The following is a 20,363-nucleotide window of genomic DNA, read 5'->3' as shown; positions in this document are numbered from 1 at the left end:
CCATATTGCGGCCATGCCGAAAAGCTCCGACACCACCGCGACCAGGCCGAAGGCGGCGAAGAAGCCGTCCTCGGCCCGCACGCCGAATTCCAAGGCGACCAAGCCCGAGCTGAAGCCGCTCGAAGGCTATCTCGCCGACCTGCTCAACCCCGCGATCAACCGCGGCACGGCGGTGCCGGGCGGCGCGTCCGGCTTCAGCGACCGGCCGCAGGCTGGTTATGAAGCGAAGCCCGACTACGCGCTGGAACGGCCGGGCGGCGAGGAGAGACCCAAGCGCAAGCTCTCCAAGAAGGCGGATGGCGCCTTCATCGGCGCCGAGGGCGCGGCGGCCGCGACGGCGAGCTCGCTGCAGCATCTGCTGGAAACCGGCAGCCCCTTCATCCAGCCCGGCAAGCCCTGGACGCCGCACCGGCCGGAGCGCCCCGAGAAATCGGAAGGCGGCATCCGCTTCCAGATGAAGTCGGAGTTCTCCCCTTCGGGCGACCAGCCGACGGCAATCGCCGATCTCGTCGACGGCATCCGCCGGCAGGAGCGCGACCAGGTGCTGCTCGGCGTCACCGGCTCGGGCAAGACCTTCACCATGGCCAAGGTGATCGAGGAGACGCAGCGCCCGGCGTTGATCCTCGCGCCGAACAAGACGCTGGCCGCGCAGCTTTACGGGGAGTTCAAGAGCTTCTTCCCCGACAACGCGGTCGAGTACTTCGTCTCCTATTACGACTATTACCAGCCGGAGGCCTATGTTCCGCGCTCGGACACCTATATCGAGAAGGAATCCTCGATCAACGAGCAGATCGACCGCATGCGCCATTCGGCCACGCGCTCCCTGCTCGAACGCGACGACGTGATCATCGTCGCCTCGGTCTCCTGCATCTACGGTATCGGCTCGGTCGAGACCTATACGGCGATGACCTTCTCGGTGAAGCTCGGCGAGCGCATCGAGCAGCGCCAGCTCATCGCCGATCTCGTCGCGCTCCAGTACAAGCGCACCCAGCATGACTTCGCCCGCGGCACCTTCCGGGTGCGTGGCGACGTCATCGAGCTCTATCCGGCGCACTATGAGGACCGGGCCTGGCGCATCGGCCTGTTCGGCGACGAGGTCGAGAGCATCAGCGAATTCGATCCGCTGACCGGCCAGAAGACCGGCGAGCTCGAATTCATCAAGGTCTACGGCAATTCGCACTACACCACGCCGCGCCCGACGCTGACCCAGGCCGTGAAGTCGATCAAGGAGGAGCTGAAGGCCCGCCTCGACGAACTCAACCGCATGGGCCGCTATCTCGAGGCGCAGCGGCTCGACCAGCGCTGCACCTTCGACATCGAGATGATCGAGGCCACCGGCTCCTGCAACGGCATCGAGAACTATTCGCGCTATCTCACCGGCCGCAAGCCGGGCGAGCCGCCGCCGACCCTGTTCGAATACCTGCCCGACAACGCGCTGGTCTTCACCGATGAGAGCCACGTCACCGTGCCGCAGATCGGCGGCATGTATCGCGGCGACTTCCGCCGCAAGGCGACTTTGGCCGAATACGGCTTCCGCCTGCCCTCCTGCATGGACAACCGGCCGCTGCGCTTCGAGGAATGGGACGCGATGCGGCCCCAGTCGGTGCATGTCTCGGCCACCCCCGGCGGCTGGGAGATGGAGCAGACCGGCGGCGTCTTCACCGAGCAGGTCATTCGTCCGACAGGTTTGATCGACCCGCCGGTCGAGATCCGGCCGGCCAAGCATCAGGTCGCGGACCTCCTGGACGAGATCAAGGAGGTCACCGAGAAGGGCTATCGCACCCTCGTCACGGTGCTGACCAAGCGCATGGCGGAGGACCTGACCGAATACCTGCACGAGAACGGCGTGCGCGTGCGCTACATGCACTCCGACATCGACACGATCGAGCGCATCGAGATCCTCAGAGACCTGCGCCTCGGCACCTTCGACGTGCTGGTCGGCATCAACCTGCTGCGCGAGGGCCTCGACATTCCCGAATGCGGCTTCGTCGCCATCTTGGACGCCGACAAGGAGGGCTTCCTGCGCTCCGAGACCTCGCTGATCCAGACCATCGGCCGCGCCGCCCGAAACGTCGACGGCAAGGTCATCCTCTATGCCGACCACGTCACCGGCTCGATGGAGCGGGCGCTGGCCGAGACCAACCGCCGCCGCGAAAAGCAGCTCGCCTACAATGCCGAGCACGGCATCACGCCGCAGACGATCAAGCGCGCCATCGGCGACATTCTCGGCTCGGTCTATGAGCGCGACCATGTCACGGTCGACAAGGGGCTGGTGGCGCCGGCCTCGGGCCACAACCTCAAGGCCGCGATCGCCGATCTCGAGAAGCGTATGCGCGAGGCCGCGGCCGATCTCGAATTCGAGACGGCGGCCCGGCTGCGCGACGAGATCAAGCGCCTGCAGGCGACGGAGCTGGCGATCGCGGACGATCCGCTCGCCCGGCAGGGCGATGTCGAGGCCTCCGCCGGCAAGTACAAGGGCGAGCGCAGCTACGGCTCCAGCGCCAACCTGCCGCCGACCCGTGCCCGCAAACCCACGGACGCAGACATGGGTCCGCATAATCTCGGCGGCGGCGAGGCCAAGCCGAAGGCCGGCGATAAGCCGAACCCGCTGCTGACGGGCACCTCACGGGTGCGGAAGCCGACGCTGGACGAGATGGGCCCGGTGCCGGAATCGCGGCCGAAGGGGGCGGGGGAGCGGAGAGGGAGGAGATCAACGCGGTGATGATTTGACAAAGTTGGGTTTAATTTTTGAGAATGATTTTCGTCTTCGGATTTTGGGCTAGGTCCTGCATTATGAACTACAATATTGACGAGTTTTGGCGTGGGAGACTCGCGGCAAGTTCGGTACGCAGCGATTCTTTAGTTAAAGGATGGTATCAGGATGTGCCAGAGCTTGCCACTTTCACGGAAGCTCCTCTAAGGTTAAGCGAGAGTTTCGGCGATCCTATAGATCCAAAAGTAGAGTCTCTGATTTTTATTTCAGCGCCAGGAGCTGCGGGAAATCAACTCTTGCTAGGCAGCTGTCTGCAGTTACTGGCGCAATTTACATTGATCTGGCTGAAGCTGATCCAGTTGGTGCTAATACACTGTCCGGTGGGCTGGCCAGGTCAAATTTATATGCTTCTTGGCAGAGTGGTAATTGCGCCGTTCTTATCGATGGCTTGGATGAAGCTCGACTAAGAGTAACGCAAGAGGCTTTTGAGGCTTTTCTTTCAGATGTTGCTTTTATGTCAAAAAGCCGAAAGCTGCCGACCGTTTTATTCGGTCGCACAGGTGCGATTCAGGACGCGTGGATTGTTTGCAGTGATCAAATAAACGTCCCTGTTCTTGAGATTGGTTACTACGCAAAGGATAGGGCGCTGGATTTTGCGCGTGCACGACTGAATGTTGCTGTGCCGAATAATCCGCATGCTGAGGCCTGCTCACGTGCTGTATCGTTGCTTCTTGATGGTCTTCGAAAGGATACGACGCAAGATGGCGACAGATTTGCAGGGTACGCTCCCGTTATACAAGCAGTAGCAGATCGCGTTGCTGCCTCTGGAAATCCTAGCACTTTGATTGCACAGTTGCAGAAGGGAGAGCATCCTGTAACACTTCAAAGTGTTGTTGATGCTATACTGAGCAGAGAGCATCAAAAGCTTTCTTCAATTGTTCTTGAAGAAAAAAGAATAGCTGAACAGCTTTATTTGCCAAAAGAGCAGCTCTCTCGACTCGGCGCCAGAGTTTATGGTGGAATTGCGCCTCAGCTGATTCAAATGTGCGCGCAGGATACCCAAACATATTCTTCTGCGTTGGAGACTTGGGTGCCAGAGCACCCGTTTTTGGACGGTAATAATCGGCCATCATCGGCAGTTTTTGCGGCCGTTATTGCAGCTGCGGCCCTTCAAAATGAATCGATAGCAGCCAAAGCGCTTGCAGCCGAATTGGCGAAAGGCGCGGCGAGTAATCCATTTCTGTCAGAATTTTATTTTTCCGGCCGCGATAGTTCATTTTTGCCGCCGGAGCATGTCGGCATTGTTTATTCTTCAATTCGCGCTCGACTATCGCTTGGAGACTCCGCCAGTTTGTTGGTTGACGGTTCCGATGATGGCTCTGATGAAGGGCTGCTCCGAGCAGAAATTGAGATTGGAACGGTGCGGGCGGATGGGACTAATAATCGAGTTTTGCGATTCTCAAGCGAGCAGGCTGGCACTTTGAAGCTTGGGAGCCATGTGCAGGATGTTGAAATCAATGCCCCGCACGCCCAAGTCGAAATTGGAGGAGCAAAAGAAGTCGTTCTCGTTGCTCCTGTTGTTATTCAGGGTGGGGTTCTGAGCATTGCTGCAGAAAAGGTGGTGCTGGAGGCAATTCCTAATTCGAGTGACGCGGCGGTGTTCATCGAAGCCCAACAGGCTAATGTTTCGCTTATCTCGAGCGTGCCAATTTTAAATGGAGTTTCACTCTCAGTCGCATGGCCGGGATCGTCTGCTCATCCCTGGACTAATTTTTCAACAAACCCGACGGAGAGTTCTGATCCTCGTCTTGAAGAGGCATTGAGACGATTCAGGAAGTTCGTAATTTCGTTTAGGTCGCATTCCAAAGGAAGTCTCAAAAGGTTCAAAGATAAATTGGATCACGAGCGTATGACAAAGGGCTCAGGGCGTTCTGTTTTGGATCATATGATGAAGACTGGGGTCGTCACGCTTGATGGAGAGATGTATACATTGCATCCGCAGGAGTTGACGCGCCAGGCTGATGCTTCTTATCTTTCATGTATGGCTAGGCGTTTCTCTGATGGAACCATTCGGTTTGTGACAGAAGCCATCTCGTAATATTTTCTTTATGGTGTCATAGGACGGACAAACAGGGGCGTTTCGCGTGACCGTCCCCTCCACCTTCGTCTACGCCTCGCGCGATCTCGAGCGCTTCCTGCTCGATGCGCGCGATGAGCTTGGGCTCGGCACCACGCATCAGAGCTATGCGGCGGTGCTGGCCGTGCTGGTCACCTTCCGGGCGATGAAGTGAGCCGCGGAGAACCCCTCTCCCGGATGGGAGAGGGGCAGGGGTGAGGGACCGCCGCTGATCGTCTAGCCGCAACGGAGCCGTTGAGCCTTCTTCAGAAAAGGCACACCCTCATCCGGCGCTCCGCGCCACCTTCTCCCAGCCGGGAGAAGGAAAGGCGTAGCGGTTCGGCAGCCCTATCGCTCCTGAGCCTCAAGCCCCGTCGAAAGCCGCGTGATAGCGCACCGTGCCGGCCGGCACCCCGGCCCCGAAGGCGAGGCGCATGAAATATTCCGGCGGCACGCCCTCCAGCACCAGCGCCGGATCGGCAGCAAAACCGAAGCGGCCGTAATAGCCGGGGTCGCCGAGCAACACGCAGCCGCCGGCGCCGATCTCGCGCAGGCGCTGCAAGCCCTCGCGGATCAGCTCCGAGCCGACACCGCCGCGCTGCCGGCCCGGCCGCACCGAGACCGGCCCGAGCCCGAACCAGCCGCGTTCCGCCCCGTCGATCGTCACCGGCGAGAAGGCGACATGACCGACAATCTCGTCGCCCTCGACCGCGACGAGCGAGAGCGTCAGCGCCCCGGCCGCGCGCAAGCCGTCGATGATGGCCGCTTCGGTGCCGCTGCTATGCGGCGCCGCCGCGAAGGCTTCGGTGGTCAGGGCGCGAATGGCCTCGGCGTCCGCGGGCTGTTCGGGGCGAATTGGCATGCTGGCTCCTTGAGAGAGCGCTTATGCCATGCCGCCATCCCGGCGTGGAGTCGAGCCCGGTCTGCCGTTAGGCTCGGCCTTGTGCCGCGCATCTGCGTCTCGCGCGGCCGATGGAGGGCGCGGGAACCCTTCTCCCGCAGGGGGAGACGGGAAGAGGCGTCGCGGCCCGCCGAAAACTTATCCCCGCCCTTGCAAGCCGCGCCTATCCTCGGACCACCTCATCCCCGAGGGGCAGCCATCCGGAGGTGTGCCGTTGGTGGGGATGAGGTCGGCGCCTGCGGGTGGAGTCACGATCCACTCCCGGGAGGCTTCGGGGCACCGCCCTGGGGACATTACGATCCCTGTGCGAGGAGCTCGCTGGGAACGGCCGATGGCATCACGCCTTCGTCCCATGCCCGAGTAGGCGCGACAAGGCGCTGAGCCGAACTGGCGTCGAAAGGGCTCGCGGCGAAGGATGGCCGCAGGCCCGATAAGCGCGGCCCGGAGACTTAAGAACGCCGGAAGCGGAGCGCCACGGGGCGTGCGGAAGGTGGCTCAATCCCTCCGCGCCGCATCCTGGCTCAATGGAAGCGGCCTTATACCCAACCGCGCCTCGCGGCGCTCCGCTGCCCCTCGTTCTCGAACGAACGCCGCAAGGCGGGCGGGGTTTTGGCTCGCGCGGCCCGCATCGGCCATGCCGCCCTCTCAGGGCGAGATGCCCTGCACCGCCCAGGCGCGCGCCTCCAGCGCGATCGTGCCGTCCTCGGCGATCGGCAGCCTCTCCCGCAGCCTCTGCCGCAGGGACTCGCGCGCCGCCGGCGCCAGGCTGGCGTAATAGGCCGCAGCCGGCCCGGTGCCGAGCGTGAAGGGCTGCCAGAAATCCGCGAAGTCGCGGAACACGGTCGGGATCGTGATCGGCGCGCAGGCGATGTCGGTGAGCCCGGCGGCGAGCGCGAGCCCGGTCAGCCCCTCCTGGGTGCAGAAGGGGAAGCGCCGGTCCTCGCCGAGATCGGCGGCTTGCGGGTCGAGCACCGTCGCGGCGCTCCAGAAGGCGCGCAGGAACTGCACCCCGCCGCCCGGATAATCCCAGACATAGAAGCAGATCAGCCCGCGCGGCCGCACCACCCGGCGCATCTCCGCCAGCGCCTTCGCCCGGTCCGGCACGATATCGAGCACCAGCCCGGAGCCGACGGCGTCGCAGCTTGTATTCGCCACCGGCAGGGCCTCGGCGCTGCCCTTCCGGAAGCTGGCGCGGGGATTGGTGATCCGCTCGTGCGCCAGCGCCAGGAGGTCCTCCGAGGGGTCGATCGCGACGACGCTGACCGGCACGGCCAGGCCGAGCAGCGCCTCGGTGAGCGCGCCGCTGCCGCAGCCGACCTCGAGCCATTCGAAGCCGGGCAGGGGGTTCAGCCAGTCGATGAAGCGCGGCGCCAGCTCCCGGCTCCAGCGCGCCATGAAGCGCTCGTCAGTCTCGCCGGCCTGCCATGCGTCATGGCGCGTCTGGTCGGGCATTGCCGGCCTCCGCTTTTCTTTGTTCCGGATGGTGACGCTACGTCATTTTCGTTGAATGCGCCAGTAATCGTCGGTTCTCGGCGCTGTCATTCGGGCGCGGTCGCCGCGGGCTTTCATGCCGCCAGGGCAGGCAGCGTCTCCAGCTTGCGGATGGCGGTGCTGAGCTCGGGCTCGTCGACGATGTCGGCGGCGTCGGCGAGCTTGAACCAGTGCAGGTCGCGCTGGTGCTGCTCGCGGAAGCTGCCGAGCTGCTTCTCGACCGCCAGCAGATAGAGCTTCACCTCGCAGAGCGCGAAATGGTCGCTCATCCGCTTCCAGTAGCTGTAGCGCCCGGCCGGCTCATGGCCGATGCGGCCGATCACGCCGGCTTCCTCATAGGCCTCGCGCGCAGCGGCGTCGTGGTCCTTGAGGCCCTTGATCGGCCAGCCCTTCGGCACGATCCAGCGGCGTGTCGTCCGCGAGGTCACGAGCAGGATCTCCATCGAACCGTCGGCGGCGCGGCGGATCGGCACAGCGGCGATCTGCGACCGCTTCTCTCCCGTTTTCCGCTTGGCCTTCTTCATCGGTGCGTGGAGACCTTTCCCGGGCAGCACATTTCTCCGGCTCCCGAATCGCGATGATCCGCCGGAGCGAATAAATATTGCATCCAATCGCGAAAATGGAAGAGGCGTTCTGTCATGGCCGGGGGATTACCGGCCCTGATCTGAGCGCATGCCGTCGTTTTCGTCCGGCACCGCCTTCCGTGGCGCTGCGCGAGACATGGGTTTGGTCGGGGAACTGCGCGGCGAGGGGCGCCGTCAGAGCTTCTTGCCGTCCTTGTCGAACTGCTTGAGGAAGGCGATCAGGTCCTGGATCTCCTTCTCGCTGCGGATGCCGGCGAAGATCATCTTGGTGCCGGGGATCTTCGCCTTGGGATCCTTGATGTAATCCGCGAAGGTCGCCTCGTCCCAGGTCAGGCCGGAATTCTTGTTGGCGTTCGAGTAGCTGTAGCCCTCGGCCGCGCCGGAATGCCGGCCGATCACGCCGTTGAGCTCGGGTCCGACGAGATTGCGCGCGCCCTCGCCGATCTGGTGGCAGGCGCGGCATTTGTTGAAGGAGCGTTGGCCGGCCTCGAGATCCTGCGCGGCGGCGGGATGGGCGAGGAGCGGCAGGGCCAGAAGCGATGAGGTCAGGAAGGATACAGCGAGGAGGCGGGGCAGAACGGCGCGCATGGGTCTCGTCTTTCGGGGCCCGGCTTGCGGCCCGGGTCTTCCTTGGAACGGTTCCGGTTTAGCGTGGGCCGGCGCCGGGCCGATATGGGTCCTTTCGACGCGGCCGGGCGGGTGGGGCGCTCAGAGCTCGCCGATCCATTCCGCCACGGAGGCGGTGAAGATGTCCGGGCGCGACACCGGGAAGAGATGTCCGCCGGTTTCCATGATCGAGCGGCGGCAGCCGGGCAGGGCGGCGGCCAGCGCCTCCTGATGGTAGACCGGCACGACCATGTCGTCCCGCGCCCCCATCACCAGGATCGGCATCGGCAGGGCTTCGATATCGGCGGTGCCGTCGAAAGCGAGCAGCGCGTCGATGCGTTCGCGCATCACGGTCCGGGCATGGTCGCTCACCGGCGCGGCCTCGATCGCGTCGTCATAGATGTGCCAGTTCGCCTCGAGCCAGCGCGGCTGGTAGGCGCTGAGCACGGACAGGGCGGCGAAGGCCTGGGGGGCGCAGTCGAGGATGGCGCGCCGGGCACCGAACAGGGCGGTCATGTAGCGGCAGGCCTTGAGCCAGCTTCCGCTGAGGATGAGCCCGTCGAGCCGGCCGGGCGCAAGCTTTGCCATCCCCTGCGCGATGCAGCCGCCGGTCGAATGGCCGAGCACGACGGCCCGGTCGAGCCCGGCCGCGTCGAGCACGGCGAGGCCGTCGCGGGCGAGCCTCTCGATGTCGCAGGGCGCCTCGCCGCGGCTGCTGCCGCCGATGCCGCGCTGGTCGAAGCGGATGATCTCGAAGGAGCGCCCGAGCGTCGCGGCGATGTTCGTCCAGAATCCGGCGGTGCCGCTGAGGCCGCTGACCAGCAGCAGCGGCTGGCCATGGCCCTCGCGGAAGCAGTGGAGCGTGGCTCCGTCATCCGTCTCGGCCCGGAAGTCGATGATCTCGGTTGTCGTCGTCATGTCGTCACCCAACGGGCATGGCCCCGTGCCGCGCAGCAATGGCGCGGCTGCGCCGCCATGGTTCCGCCTTCCCCCTGTCGCGGTGCATCGCCCCGCTGTTCTTCGGTTGCGCTCCGAAGGGCGCTGCCGTCACGTCAGGTCAGGATGACCCATGCGGGCGGAGCCCGCCATGGCGTGAGCGCGAGGGGCGGGATGCGATAAATGCAAGGTCGATAGGTGGAGGACTAACCGTTGCGCGCCTGTTGCATGGCGAAGCTGCGCTTCGCCGCAGCACCGGCAGGTCAGTCTCGTCGATTCGCGGCGTCCGGATCGGTCCGCCAGGTCGCGAGCGGCATGGTCGGCAGATCGAAATAATCCCGCGTCGTCGCGTAGCCATGGCCGCCCATGCGGCCGACGGCGTCGAGCGCGACGGGGTCGACATGCAGGCGTTCGTCGACGGTATCGCCGCGGAAATGCGCATAGACGATCTCGCCCAGGATGATCTCGCGCGAGCTGCCGATGCCGAGCGTGGTGTGGTGGCGGCATTCGAAGGCGGCCGGCGCCTGGCCGATCCAGGGACAGGGCACCTTGATACCGGGCATGGCGGTGAGGCCGGCCTCGGCGAGCTCGTCCGTGCCGGGCTCGAAGGGCACGGCGCAGATGTTCATGCCGGCGACAAGCGCGTCGGAGACGATGTTGACGGTGAAGGCCAGCGTCTCGCGGATGTTGCGGCCGGTATCCTTCTGCGCGCCGGTCGGGCGGTATTCGACGCCGAGAGCCAGGATCGCGGGATCGGCGGAGAGGCAGTTGAAGAAGGAGAAGGGCGCGGCATTGACCGTGCCCTGCGCATCGACCGTCGTCACCAGCGCGATCGGCCGCGGCACCACGGCGCCGATCAGCAGCTTGTAGCGTTCGCGCGGCGTCAGCTGCGCGAAATCGAAGGTGACGATGCCGGGGGCTTCCTCGGCCCGCGGCTGCACGGCCGGCGTCGCTGTCATGATGGAGTCAGTCCTTCGCTCAGGGCATAGGGGGCGAGCACGTCGCGGATGTCGCGCTCGATGCGGGGTGTCAGCAGCGCGCGGGTGACGACGGCGCGCAGGTGGTGGTCCATCAGGTCGGCGGCGCGGGCGGCGTCGCCGTCGCGCAGGGCCTCGATCAGCTGGCGGTGTTCGGAGACGGCGCATTCCGAGGAATGCGGCCGGCCGTAGATCGCCAGGATCAGCGAGCAGCGCGACGAGGATTCCTGCACATAGCGCAGCAGCAGGGCGTTGCCGGTCATCTCGGCGAGCTTGATATGGAACTCGCCGGACAGGCGGATCGATTCCGGCCCGTCCTGCCCATGCGCCTTTTCCTCCTGCCGGACATGGGCTTCCAGCTCGGCCGCCTGCGCGGCGGTCAACCGCCCGGCGAGGTTCTCGGCGACGAGCCGCTCGAGCCCGCGCCGGACCTCGAAGACGTCGCGCGCCTCCTCCAGCGTCGGATAGGCGACGGAGGCGCCCTTGTTCGGCGTGAGCTCGACCAGCCCTTCCACCGAAAGGCGGTTGAAGGCCTCCCGGACCAGCGTGCGGCTGACCCCGAGCTGCTCGCCGATCGAATCCTCGGGCAGTTTCATGCCCGGTTTCAGCGCCTGTTCGATGATCGCGCGCCGAAGCGCCCTGTAGACGGATTGCGCACGCAATCCCGGCAGCCGTGACTCGCCCATATCGGCCTGTCCTCGCTTTGGTCTGACCTTGCTGGGGACCGTCAATGTCACGAGACGGGGCTCCGTTCCAGTTTGCGCTTGTGTTCAATAATCGCATACAATACGATCAAACAATCGTATGCAAGACTGAACATTAATCGCACACGAGATGGCGCGGAAAGCGCCGCGATGCACACAGAGGTGGCAGTGACGACCGCGCGGCTTCGTTCCGGGCTGCGCCGAATGAAAAGGGGAGAGTGTCGATGAAGAAGGCCTGGTTGCTGGCGGCCGTTGCCGCTTTCGCGCTGAGCGGCGCGGCGGAGGCGAAGACGCTGAAATGGGGTGCGGGTCGCGAGATCGCCTCGCTTGATCCCTATTCCTTCGGCGAGACCTTCACGCTGTCGGTCCTGAACCACGTCTATGAAGGGTTGGTGCGCTATACCGGCGACCTCAAGATCGAGCCGGCGCTGGCCGAGTCCTGGGAGACGGTGTCGCCGACGGTCTGGCGCTTCCATCTGCGCAAGGGCGTGACCTTCCACAATGGCGACCCCTTCACGGCCGACGACGTCATCGCCTCGCTCGCCCGCGTCTCGGATGCCGCCTCGCCGCTGAAGGGCAATCTGCCGGCCTATAAATCCTCGAAGAAGATCGACGATTACACCGTCGAGATCGAGGTCGACGGGCCCTATCCGCTGCTGCTCAACGACCTCACCAACATCTTCATCTTCGACAAGAAGTGGCTGGAGGAGCACAACGCCCTGAAGCCGACCGATGTCGGCAAGGGCGTCACCGGCTATCCCACCGACCACGCCAACGGCACCGGCCCCTTCTCGATCGAGAGCCGCCAGCCCGACGCCAAGACGATCTTCGTCAAGAATCCCGGCTGGTGGGACAAGCCGCAGCACAATATCGACCGCATCGAGTTCGTCCCGATTGCCTCGGCCTCGACCCGCGTCGCGGCGCTGCTGTCGGGCGAGATCGACTACACCAATGTCGCGCCGCTGCAGGATCTGCCGCGCCTCAAGGCGTCGTCCGACGTCAAGGTGATGCAGACCAACGAATTGCGCTCGGTCTTCTTCGCCTTCAATCTCAAGGACCAGCTCTTCGAGAGCGATGTGAAGGGCAAGAATCCCTTCCAGGACATCCGGGTGCGCGAGGCGCTCTATCGCGCCATCGACATCGACGCGGTCCAGAAGCGCGCCATGCGCGGCCTCTCGCGCAACACCGGCGCGCTCATCGCGCCCGCCATCCCCGGCTATGAGCCGTCGCAGGACGAGCGTCCGCCCTTCGACCTGAACGCCGCCAAGAAGCTGCTCACCGAGGCCGGCTATCCCAACGGCTTCTCCTTCCAGATGAATTGCCAGAGCGATTCGCTGGTCAATGAGGAGGAGTTCTGCCAGGCGGTCGCCTCGATGTGGTCGCGCGCCGGCTTCAAGCCCAATCTCAGCATGGCGCCGCGCGCCCAGCAGACGCCGAAGCGCACCAAGGGCGATTTCGACGTCCTCTCCTTCGGCTGGGCCAACGAGCCGATGATCGACGCCTATTCCCTGCTCGTGCAGGTGATCCACTCCAGGACCGGCACGGCCGGCGTGTTCAACTGGGGCAACTGGGGCGATCCGAAGGTCGACGCGCTGATCGACAAGGCCGGCGTCGAGCTCGACAACGCCAAACGCATCGAATTGATGAAGCAGGCGCTCAAGCTGGTGAAGGAGCAGACCCTGTTCATCCCGCTGCACCAGCAGCCGATGGCCTGGGCGATGCGTGCCAATGTCGAGACTATGGTGCAGGCCTCCGACAACAAGCCGCGCCTGTGGCTGACCAAGTTGAAATGAGGCTGAACCGCCGCCGTCATGGCCGGGCTTGACCCGGCCATCTCGGAAACGAGCCCTTCATCCGCCTGAGCTTCCCGGGTCTTCGCCAACGCGAAGCCCGGGAATGCCGCCGGAACCCAGGAGCCGCCCATGCCGGCCTTCCTCCTCAAGCGCTTCCTGAATGCCGCCGGCGTCATGCTCGCCGTGGCCTTCCTCGCCTTCCTGAGCTTCCGCTTCGTCGGCGATCCCGTCGAGCTGATGCTGAACGAGCAGGCGAGCCAGCAGCAGCGCGACGAATTGCGGACCCGCCTCGGTCTCGACAAGGGCTTCGTGCTGCAATTCGCGACCTTCGTGAAGAACGCGGCCCAGGGCGATTTCGGCATCTCCTACCGCAATCAGCAGGATGTCTTCGCGCTCATCTCGGAGCGCTTCCCGGCGACCTTCGAACTCGTCCTGGTCGCGACCTTCCTGTCGCTCGCCCTCGGCATCCCGCTCGGGGTCTACACCGCCATCCGACGAGAAAGCCTCCTCGCCAAGGCGCTGCAATTCGGCTCGGTGCTCGGCGTGTCGCTGCCGAGCTTCGCGCTCGGCATCATGCTGATCCTCGTCTTCTCGGTGACGCTGCAATGGCTGCCGGCCTTCGGCCGCGGCGAGGTGGTGAAGCTCGGCTGGTGGAGCACCGGCTTCCTGACGCCGTCGGGGCGCAAGGCGCTGATCCTGCCCGGCATCACCCTCTCGCTCTTCCAGATCACGCTGGTGATGCGGCTGGTGCGGGCCGAGATGCTCGAGACCATGCGCACCGATTTCATCCGCTTCGCGAGGGCGCGCGGCCTGCCCGCCCGCTCGATCCATTTCGGCCATGCGCTGCGCAACTGCCTGATGCCGGTCATCACCGTCACCGGCCTGCAGATCGGCAATCTCATCGCCTTCGCCCTGGTCACCGAGACGGTGTTCCAGTGGCCGGGCATGGGCATGCTCTTCGTCCAGGCCGTCACCTTCGTCGATATCCCGGTGATGGCGGCCTATCTGATCATCGTCTCCTTCATCTTCGTCGCGCTGAACACCCTGGTCGACCTGACCTATGCCTGGGTCGATCCGCGCCTGCGCGAGGACGCGCTCTCGGGAGCCGCCAATGCCCGCTGAAACCGTCGCGACCGTCGCCAAACCTGCCGATGCCAAACCTGCCGATGCCAAGCCCGGCCGCATCCGGCGCTTTCTCGACAGCGACATCGGCTGGAGCTTCCGCAAGACGCCCGCCGCCTGGATCTCAGCGCTGGTGCTGACGCTGCTGATCGTCACGGCCTTCCTGGCCCCGCTGATCGCCGTGCAGAACCCCTATGATCTCTCGCAGATCTTCATCGACAAGGCCGAGATCCCGCCGATCTGGCAGGAGGGCGGCGAATGGCCCTTCCTGCTCGGCACCGACCCGCAGGGCCGAGACGTGCTCTCCGCCATCCTCTACGGCTCGCGCATCTCGCTGATCATCGGCTTTTCCGCCGTGGTCGTCTCGATGCTGATCGGCGTGTCCGTCGGGCTCGTCGCCGGCTTCCATGGCGGGCGCATCGACAATCTGCTGATGCGCCTCGGGGATACCGTGCTGTCGATTCCGACGCTCTTGATGGCGATCCTGGTCTCCGCGGTCTTCCGCGGCCTGCTGCCGCCGGAACTGCGCGACCCCTTCGCCGCGATGGTGCTGGTGCTCGCGATCTCGCTGACCAACTGGGTACAGTATGCCCGCACCGTGCGCGCCTCGACCATGGTCGAGCGCCGCAAGGAATATGTGCTGGCCGCCCGCATCATCCGCGTGCCGGCGACGCGTATCATGCTCTGGCACATCCTGCCGAACACGCTGACGCCGGTCATGGTCGCGGCGACGCTCAATCTCGGCCTCGCCATCCTCTCGGAGGCGACGCTCTCCTTCCTGGGGGTGGGCATGCCGATCACCCAGCCTTCGCTGGGCACGCTGATCCGCATCGGCAACCAGTACCTGTTCTCCGGCTCCTGGTGGCTCGTCGTGTTCCCCTCTCTGCAGCTCGGGCTGATCGTGCTCTCGGTCAACCTGCTCGGCGACTGGCTGCGCGATGCGCTGAATCCGAAACTTCGCTGACAAGAAACCACGAGGAAATGCCTGATATGACCGCCTCCCTGCTGCTCAAGAATGTCCGCCCGAACGCTGGAGCGGCCCTCGACATCCTCATCGAGAACGGCCGCATCGCCCGCATGGCGAAGGACATCGCCGCGCCGGCCGGCGTGGCGGTCGAGGACGGGCGTAGCGAGATCGTCATCCCCGGCCTCGTCGAGGCGCACACCCATCTCGACAAGAGCCTCTGGGGCCAGCCCTGGTACGTCAACGAGGTCGGCCCGAAGCTGCTCGACAAGATCGACAATGAGCGCGAGAGCAAGAAGCGGCTGGATATCGAGCCGGCGCGCCAGTCGGCCCGGCAGTCAATCCAGTCCTCGCTGATGGGCACGACCCATATCCGCAGCCATGTCGACATCGACACCGAGCATGGGCTCTGGGGCGTCGAGGGCGTGATGAAGACCCGCGACGCATACCGCGACATCGTCGACATCGAGCTCGTCGCCTTCCCGCAATCGGGCCTGCTGCGCCGTCCCGGCACGCTGGAGCTGATGGATCAGGCGATGAAGGCCGGCTGCGAGATCGTCGGCGGCCTCGATCCCTGCGGCATCGACCGCGACCCCAAGGGGCATCTCGATGCCGTCTTCGCGCTCTGCCAGACATATGGCAAGCCGCTCGACATCCATCTGCACGAGCCCGGCGAGATGGGCGCCTTCTCGACGGAGCTGATCATCGAGCGCACCCGCGCGCTCGGCATGCAGGGCAAGGTCACGATCAGCCACGCCTTCTGCCTGGGCTCACCCGATCCTGCGCTGGTCGATCCGCTGATCGCGCAGCTCGCCGAACTCGACATCGCGATCATGACCACCGCCCCCTCGCGCAGCGCCGCTCCGCCGGTGAAGAAGCTGGTCGAGGCCGGCGTGCGCGTCTGCTCAGGCTCGGACGGCATCCGCGACACCTGGGGCCCCTATGGCAATGCCGACATGCTGGAGCGGGCGATGTTCGTCGGCCTGCGCAACAATTTCCGCCGCGACGACGAGCTCAGGATCGCGCTCGATGTCTGTACGCTCGGCGGCGCGCAGGTGATGGAGATCGCCGATTACGGGCTGGCCGAGGGCAAGGCTGCGGATTTCGTCATCCTGCCGGGCGAGACGCTGGCCGAGGCGATCGTCACCCGCTCTCCGAAGCGCCGCGTCGTCAAGCGCGGCAAGATCGTCGCCCGCGACGGCGTTTCGGTCAGGACCGCGCCGTGAGCCTGAAGCCGGCAAAGCGCCCCGAAGGCCGCATCCTCATGGCGGCGCGCTGGGTCATCGGCCACAAGGACGGCCGCCATCGCCTCTACGAGGACGGCGAGGTGGTCTTCGAGGACGGCAGGATCGTCTTCGTCGGCCATGGCTTTCCGGGAGAGGTCAGCAGACGCATCGACTACGGCAACGCCCTGATCGGGCCGGGCTTCGTCGATTGCGACGCGCTTTCCGACCTCGACACCACCATCCTCGGCTACGACAACCAGCCGGCCTGGAAGAAGGGCCGGGTCTGGCCGCGCAGCTATCTCGAGGCCGGACCCTACGAGATGTACAGCCGCGAGGAGCTGGCCTTCCAGAAGAAGCACGCCTTCGCGTCCCTGATCCGCAACGGCATCACCACGGCGCTGCCGATCGCCTCGCTGTTCTACCGCGCCTGGGGCGAGACGGTGCAGGAGTTCGAGGATGCCGCTGAAGCCGCCGCTGCGCTCGGCATCCGCGCCTATCTCGGCCCGGCCTATCGCACCGGCAACCAGCTGGTCGAGGAAGACGGCCGCATCGTCACCCATTACGACGAGGCGCGCGGCCTCGCCGAGCTCGACGCCGCGATCGATTTCGCGAAACGCCATGAAGGCGCCGCCGGCGGTCTGATCCGTGCCATGCTCGCGCCGGACCGCATCGAGACCTCGACGGCGGAGCTCTTGCGCCGCACGGCCGCAGCCTCGCGCGAGCTCGGTATTCCCGTCAGGCTGCATTGCTGCCAGTCGAAGATCGAATACGACCTCGTCCTCGCCCAGCACGGCATGAGCCCGCCGGAATGGCTGGAGAGCCTCGGCTTCCTCGGCGAGCGCTGCCTCCTGCCGCACGGCACCGTCGTCTCCGGCAGCCGGCTCGTCGACCGGCCCGGCCGCGACCTCGAGATCATCCGCGATTCCGGCGCGAGCATCGTCCATTGCCCGCTGGTCTCGGGCCGGCACGGCAATGCCATCGATCATTTCGGCCGCTACCGCGCGATGGGGCTCAACATCGCCATGGGCACGGATACGAGCCCGCCCGACATGGTGACGAACCTGCAGGTCGGCATGATCCTCGCCCGCACCATGGCGGGCAATGCCGGCGCCGTGCGCTCCGAGGATTATTACGATGCCGCGACCATCGGCGGCGCCGATGCGCTGCGGCGGCCCGATCTCGGCCGGCTCCAGCCGGGCGCCTGCGCCGACATCACCGTCTTCGAGCTCGACCGGCCCCATAGCGGGCAGGTCATCGACCCCATCCAGACGATGATGCTGACCGGCCATGGCCGCGACGTCTCGACCGTGGTGATCGATGGCCGCTTCGTCATGGAAAACCGCATCATCCCCGGCATCGACGAGGCCGCCGACAACGCCCGCGCCCAGGCCCAGTTCGAGGGGCTGATGGCACGCTACCCCGAACGCACCCTCGGACACCCGCCGATGAGCGAGATCTTCTCGTCAAGCTACGCCATCGAACGCAGCGAGGCCATCGCATGACCGCATCCGCCGCCGCGCCTTTGCTCTCCGTGCGCGACCTGCGCATCGTCTTCGACGGCCGCCACGGCCCGTTGACGGCGCTCGACGGCGTCTCCTTCGACATCGCGCCGGGAGAGATCCTCGGCGTGGTCGGCGAGTCCGGTGCCGGCAAATCTCTGACCGGCACGGCGGTGATCGGCCTGCTCGATCCGCCCGGCCGCATCGCCGGCGGCGAGATCAGGCTGGAAGGGCAGCGCATCGACGATCTGCCGGCGGAAAAAATGCGCCGCCTGCGCGGCCGTCGCATCGGCGCGATCTTCCAGGACCCGTTGACCTCGCTGCACCCGCTGCTGACGGTCGGCGACCAGCTCGTCGAGACCATCACCACCCATCTGCCGGTCGGCAAGGCGGAGGCGCGCAGGCGCGCGCTCGACCTGCTCAAGGAGGTCGGCATCCCCGCCGCCGAGATGCGCATCGACCATTACCCGCACCAGTTCTCCGGCGGCATGCGCCAGCGCGTCGTCATCGCGCTCGCGCTCTGCGCCGAGCCGGTACTGATCATCGCCGACGAGCCGACGACCGCGCTCGACGTCTCCATTCAGGCGCAGATCACCACGCTGCTGAAGCGGCTCTGCCGCGAGCACGGCACGTCCATCATGCTGGTGACGCATGATATGGGCGTCATCGCCGAAACCGCCGACCGCGTCGCGGTGATGTATGCCGGCCGCATCGTCGAGATCGGCCCGGTCGAGGAGGTCGTGCGCCGCCCGCGCCACCCCTACACGGCCGGGCTGATGGCCTCGATCCCGAGCGTCCATGCCCGGCATGCGCAGCTCAACCAGATCGACGGCGCCATGCCGCGGCTCAACGCCATTCCGCCGGGCTGCGCCTTCAACCCGCGCTGCGGCCGGGCGGAGGGCGTCTGCCGCGATCACAAGCCGGGCCTTCCGCCGGTCGCCCATGCGGCGGCCTGCCACTTCCCGCTGCAGGAGTTGGCCCATGCGTGATACCGTGACCACGCTCGAACGAGGGCAGGCCGTGCCGGAGATCGCGACCACCGCTACGGCGACCATGGACGACATCATCCTCGATGTCGCCTCGGCCTCCTGCCGCTTCGACGTCTCGGCGCCGACGCTCTCGCGGCTGTTCTCGAAGCAGCCGCGCCGCATCCTGCGTGCCGTCGAAAACGTCTCCTTCACGGTCAGGCGCGGCACCACCTTCAGCATCGTCGGCGAATCCGGCTGCGGGAAGTCGACCCTGGCGCGCATGGTCGTCGGCCTCCAGCGCCCGACGCAGGGGATGCTGAACTTCCGCGACATCCGCCGTGCTGATGGCACCATCGGCCCGCCGCGCGTGCAGATGATCTTCCAGGACCCCTATGCCTCGCTCAACCCGCGCTGGCGCGTCGGCGACATCATCGCCGAGCCGATCCGCGAATTGAAGCTGCGGCCGGACGCCGCGAGCACGAAAGACCGTGTCGGCGACCTGCTGGAGATCGTCGGCCTGTCGCGCAGCGATGCGAGCCGCTACCCGCATGCCTTCTCCGGCGGCCAGCGCCAGCGCATCTCGATTGCCCGCGCCCTCGCCACCGAAGCCGATTTCCTCGTCTGCGACGAGCCGACCTCGGCGCTCGACGTCTCCGTGCAGGCGCAGATCCTCAATCTGATGGTCAAGCTGCAGAAGGAGTTGGGGCTGACCTATCTCTTCATCAGCCACAATCTTTCGGTCGTCAGGCACATGTCGGACGATCTCGCCATCATGTATCTCGGCCGCTTCGTCGAGGCGGGGCCGGCCGAGGAGGTCTTCAGCCGGCCGCGCCACCCCTATACCCGGCTGCTGCTCGACACGATTCCCGATGTCGAGCGGCCGAACCGCGAACGCCGGCCGATGTCGGGCGAGGTGCCGAGCCCGATCGACCCGCCGCCGGGCTGCAGCTTCAACCCGCGCTGCTCACGCGCCGCCGATCGCTGCCGGGCCGAACGGCCGGAGTTGCGGATGCTGGGTGGCGTCAGCGTCTCCTGTCATTTCGCGTGAGGTGGCAGTTCCTCTCCGTCATGGTCGGGCTTGTCCCGACCATCCACGTCTTCCTTCGGCGAAGGCGGTGTTCAAGACATGGATGCTCGCCACAAGGGCGGGCATGACGTTGCGGCCGGAAACTCAACCTACCAATGTCGCCTCGAGCGTGATCGGCGCCTTCAGCACCTTGGAGACCGGGCAGCCGGCCTTGGCCTTGTCGGCCAGCGACTGGAAGGTCGCCTGGTCGGCGCCGGGCACCTTGCCCTTGAGGGTGAGATGGATCGCGGTGATGGCGTAGCCGTCATCGAGCTTGTCGAGCGTCACCTGCGCCGTGGTGTCGAGCGCCTCGGCGGTCAGCTTGGCTTCGCCGAGGATCAGCGACAGCGCCATGGTGAAGCAGGCGGCATGCGCCGCGCCGAGCAATTCTTCCGGGTTGCTGCCGGGCTTGCCCTCGAAGCGGCTGGCGAAGCCGTAAGGATAGTCCTTGAGCGAGCCTGTCTGCGTCGAGATCGCGCCCTTGCCATCCTTGATGCCGCCTTCCCAATGGGCCGAGCCGGTCTTGTTGATCGCCATGACGCTGTCTCCTCTCGTGATCGAAGCTGGATGGCGGCATCCGGGGAGGCCGCCTTTCCACAACGGGCGAGAGCGTAGCAGGTTCATTGTCGGGACAGATGACGACGAGCCGGGAACGGCGAAGCCCGCACCGGTCTGCCGATGCGGGCTTCGCGTCATG

Annotated in this window: 19 protein-coding genes; 11 read left to right on the top strand and 8 right to left on the bottom strand. The window is 65.5% G+C overall.

Features of this window, described 5'->3' with window-relative positions:
• The first annotated feature begins 13 nt into the window (after positions 1-13).
• The 4 genes from uvrB (at position 14) to AB6806_RS15585 (ending at position 5,004) form a co-directional block, all read left to right on the top strand.
• Positions 14-2,722 carry an excinuclease ABC subunit UvrB gene (gene uvrB, locus AB6806_RS15600; protein ID WP_370954895.1) on the top strand — a complete coding sequence of 903 codons (2,709 nt, stop codon included), beginning with the start codon at positions 14-16 and terminating at the stop codon, positions 2,720-2,722.
• Between the two features lie 71 nt (positions 2,723-2,793).
• Positions 2,794-3,180, top strand: a complete 387-nt coding sequence (locus AB6806_RS15595) for a hypothetical protein (RefSeq protein ID WP_370954894.1) — start codon at positions 2,794-2,796, stop codon at positions 3,178-3,180.
• Positions 3,162-4,811 (top strand): hypothetical protein, encoded by a 1,650-nt coding sequence (locus AB6806_RS15590; RefSeq protein WP_370954893.1) that lies wholly within the window; start codon positions 3,162-3,164, stop codon positions 4,809-4,811. Before AB6806_RS15595 ends, AB6806_RS15590 begins: the two co-directional genes overlap by 19 nt.
• A 46-nt stretch (positions 4,812-4,857) precedes the next feature.
• Complete coding sequence (locus AB6806_RS15585) at positions 4,858-5,004, top strand: DUF2267 domain-containing protein (RefSeq protein ID WP_370954892.1); 147 nt, start codon at positions 4,858-4,860, stop codon at positions 5,002-5,004.
• Positions 5,005-5,193: 189 nt separating this feature from the next.
• On the opposite strand, the gene AB6806_RS15580 is transcribed toward AB6806_RS15585, so the two are convergent.
• The 7 genes from AB6806_RS15580 to AB6806_RS15550 form a co-directional block, all read right to left on the bottom strand.
• Positions 5,194-5,691 carry a GNAT family N-acetyltransferase gene (locus AB6806_RS15580; RefSeq protein WP_370954891.1) on the bottom strand — a complete coding sequence of 166 codons (498 nt, stop codon included), beginning with the start codon at positions 5,689-5,691 and terminating at the stop codon, positions 5,194-5,196.
• 684 nt (positions 5,692-6,375) lie between these two features.
• Complete coding sequence (locus AB6806_RS15575) at positions 6,376-7,182, bottom strand: class I SAM-dependent methyltransferase (protein WP_370954890.1); 807 nt, start codon at positions 7,180-7,182, stop codon at positions 6,376-6,378.
• A gap of 113 nt (positions 7,183-7,295) precedes the next feature.
• Complete coding sequence (locus tag AB6806_RS15570) at positions 7,296-7,745, bottom strand: NUDIX hydrolase (RefSeq protein ID WP_112763888.1); 450 nt, start codon at positions 7,743-7,745, stop codon at positions 7,296-7,298.
• A gap of 234 nt (positions 7,746-7,979) precedes the next feature.
• On the bottom strand, positions 7,980-8,393 hold the full coding sequence (locus tag AB6806_RS15565) for a c-type cytochrome (RefSeq protein WP_038366636.1): 414 nt from the start codon (positions 8,391-8,393) through the stop codon (positions 7,980-7,982).
• A gap of 120 nt (positions 8,394-8,513) precedes the next feature.
• Positions 8,514-9,329, bottom strand: coding sequence for an alpha/beta fold hydrolase (locus AB6806_RS15560; RefSeq protein ID WP_142022272.1), 816 nt, complete (start codon positions 9,327-9,329; stop codon positions 8,514-8,516).
• 281 nt (positions 9,330-9,610) lie between these two features.
• Positions 9,611-10,306, bottom strand: a complete 696-nt coding sequence (locus AB6806_RS15555) for a flavin reductase family protein (RefSeq protein ID WP_197062796.1) — start codon at positions 10,304-10,306, stop codon at positions 9,611-9,613.
• Positions 10,303-11,010 (bottom strand): GntR family transcriptional regulator, encoded by a 708-nt coding sequence (locus tag AB6806_RS15550; protein WP_038366639.1) that lies wholly within the window; start codon positions 11,008-11,010, stop codon positions 10,303-10,305. The genes AB6806_RS15555 and AB6806_RS15550 overlap by 4 nt, the downstream gene beginning before the upstream one ends.
• A gap of 242 nt (positions 11,011-11,252) precedes the next feature.
• On the opposite strand from AB6806_RS15550, the gene AB6806_RS15545 reads away from it, so the two are divergent.
• The 7 genes from AB6806_RS15545 to AB6806_RS15515 all read left to right on the top strand — a co-directional run bounded on the left by AB6806_RS15545 (position 11,253) and on the right by AB6806_RS15515 (position 19,648).
• On the top strand, positions 11,253-12,821 hold the full coding sequence (locus AB6806_RS15545) for an ABC transporter substrate-binding protein (protein ID WP_142022271.1): 1,569 nt from the start codon (positions 11,253-11,255) through the stop codon (positions 12,819-12,821).
• 129 nt (positions 12,822-12,950) lie between these two features.
• Positions 12,951-13,943, top strand: a complete 993-nt coding sequence (locus AB6806_RS15540) for an ABC transporter permease (RefSeq protein WP_038366644.1) — start codon at positions 12,951-12,953, stop codon at positions 13,941-13,943.
• On the top strand, positions 13,933-14,907 hold the full coding sequence (locus AB6806_RS15535) for an ABC transporter permease (RefSeq protein ID WP_133565931.1): 975 nt from the start codon (positions 13,933-13,935) through the stop codon (positions 14,905-14,907). Before AB6806_RS15540 ends, AB6806_RS15535 begins: the two co-directional genes overlap by 11 nt.
• A 26-nt stretch (positions 14,908-14,933) precedes the next feature.
• Positions 14,934-16,133, top strand: coding sequence for an amidohydrolase family protein (locus AB6806_RS15530; protein ID WP_142022269.1), 1,200 nt, complete (start codon positions 14,934-14,936; stop codon positions 16,131-16,133).
• Between the two features lie 38 nt (positions 16,134-16,171).
• Entirely contained in the window at positions 16,172-17,635 is a 1,464-nt protein-coding gene (locus AB6806_RS15525; protein ID WP_370955007.1) for an amidohydrolase family protein, read from the top strand.
• Complete coding sequence (locus tag AB6806_RS15520; protein ID WP_142022268.1) at positions 17,632-18,621, top strand: ABC transporter ATP-binding protein; 990 nt, start codon at positions 17,632-17,634, stop codon at positions 18,619-18,621. Before AB6806_RS15525 ends, AB6806_RS15520 begins: the two co-directional genes overlap by 4 nt.
• A gap of 64 nt (positions 18,622-18,685) precedes the next feature.
• Positions 18,686-19,648: an ABC transporter ATP-binding protein gene (locus AB6806_RS15515; RefSeq protein ID WP_112763923.1), complete on the top strand. Its 963-nt coding sequence runs from the start codon at positions 18,686-18,688 to the stop codon at positions 19,646-19,648.
• A 123-nt stretch (positions 19,649-19,771) separates the two neighbouring features.
• Here the strand turns inward: AB6806_RS15515 and AB6806_RS15510 are convergent, their stop codons facing one another.
• Entirely contained in the window at positions 19,772-20,203 is a 432-nt protein-coding gene (locus tag AB6806_RS15510; protein ID WP_370954889.1) for an OsmC family protein, read from the bottom strand.
• Between the last annotated feature and the right edge of the window lie 160 nt (positions 20,204-20,363).

The organism is Allobosea sp. RCC_152_1 (genome assembly GCF_041360765.1).
Lineage (GTDB): Bacteria > Pseudomonadota > Alphaproteobacteria > Rhizobiales > Beijerinckiaceae > Allobosea > Allobosea spartocytisi.
This window is presented reverse-complemented; position numbering and strand designations above follow the sequence as displayed.

What these genes read in the sequence shown, in the direction of transcription:
- AB6806_RS15570 (WP_112763888.1), bottom strand. Translation starts at nt 7,745, where the DNA reads ATGAAGAAGGCCAAGCGGAAAACGGGAGAGAAGCGGTCGCAGATCGCC.
- AB6806_RS15520 (WP_142022268.1), top strand. Translation starts at nt 17,632, where the DNA reads ATGACCGCATCCGCCGCCGCGCCTTTGCTCTCCGTGCGCGACCTGCGC.
- AB6806_RS15530 (WP_142022269.1), top strand. Translation starts at nt 14,934, where the DNA reads ATGACCGCCTCCCTGCTGCTCAAGAATGTCCGCCCGAACGCTGGAGCG.
- AB6806_RS15540 (WP_038366644.1), top strand. Translation starts at nt 12,951, where the DNA reads ATGCCGGCCTTCCTCCTCAAGCGCTTCCTGAATGCCGCCGGCGTCATG.
- AB6806_RS15595 (WP_370954894.1), top strand. Translation starts at nt 2,794, where the DNA reads ATGAACTACAATATTGACGAGTTTTGGCGTGGGAGACTCGCGGCAAGT.
- AB6806_RS15535 (WP_133565931.1), top strand. Translation starts at nt 13,933, where the DNA reads ATGCCCGCTGAAACCGTCGCGACCGTCGCCAAACCTGCCGATGCCAAA.
- AB6806_RS15545 (WP_142022271.1), top strand. Translation starts at nt 11,253, where the DNA reads ATGAAGAAGGCCTGGTTGCTGGCGGCCGTTGCCGCTTTCGCGCTGAGC.
- AB6806_RS15550 (WP_038366639.1), bottom strand. Translation starts at nt 11,010, where the DNA reads ATGGGCGAGTCACGGCTGCCGGGATTGCGTGCGCAATCCGTCTACAGG.
- AB6806_RS15525 (WP_370955007.1), top strand. Translation starts at nt 16,172, where the DNA reads ATGGCGGCGCGCTGGGTCATCGGCCACAAGGACGGCCGCCATCGCCTC.
- AB6806_RS15575 (WP_370954890.1), bottom strand. Translation starts at nt 7,182, where the DNA reads ATGCCCGACCAGACGCGCCATGACGCATGGCAGGCCGGCGAGACTGAC.
- AB6806_RS15580 (WP_370954891.1), bottom strand. Translation starts at nt 5,691, where the DNA reads ATGCCAATTCGCCCCGAACAGCCCGCGGACGCCGAGGCCATTCGCGCC.
- AB6806_RS15510 (WP_370954889.1), bottom strand. Translation starts at nt 20,203, where the DNA reads ATGGCGATCAACAAGACCGGCTCGGCCCATTGGGAAGGCGGCATCAAG.
- AB6806_RS15515 (WP_112763923.1), top strand. Translation starts at nt 18,686, where the DNA reads ATGGACGACATCATCCTCGATGTCGCCTCGGCCTCCTGCCGCTTCGAC.
- AB6806_RS15560 (WP_142022272.1), bottom strand. Translation starts at nt 9,329, where the DNA reads ATGACGACGACAACCGAGATCATCGACTTCCGGGCCGAGACGGATGAC.
- uvrB (WP_370954895.1), top strand. Translation starts at nt 14, where the DNA reads ATGCCGAAAAGCTCCGACACCACCGCGACCAGGCCGAAGGCGGCGAAG.
- AB6806_RS15555 (WP_197062796.1), bottom strand. Translation starts at nt 10,306, where the DNA reads ATGACAGCGACGCCGGCCGTGCAGCCGCGGGCCGAGGAAGCCCCCGGC.
- AB6806_RS15565 (WP_038366636.1), bottom strand. Translation starts at nt 8,393, where the DNA reads ATGCGCGCCGTTCTGCCCCGCCTCCTCGCTGTATCCTTCCTGACCTCA.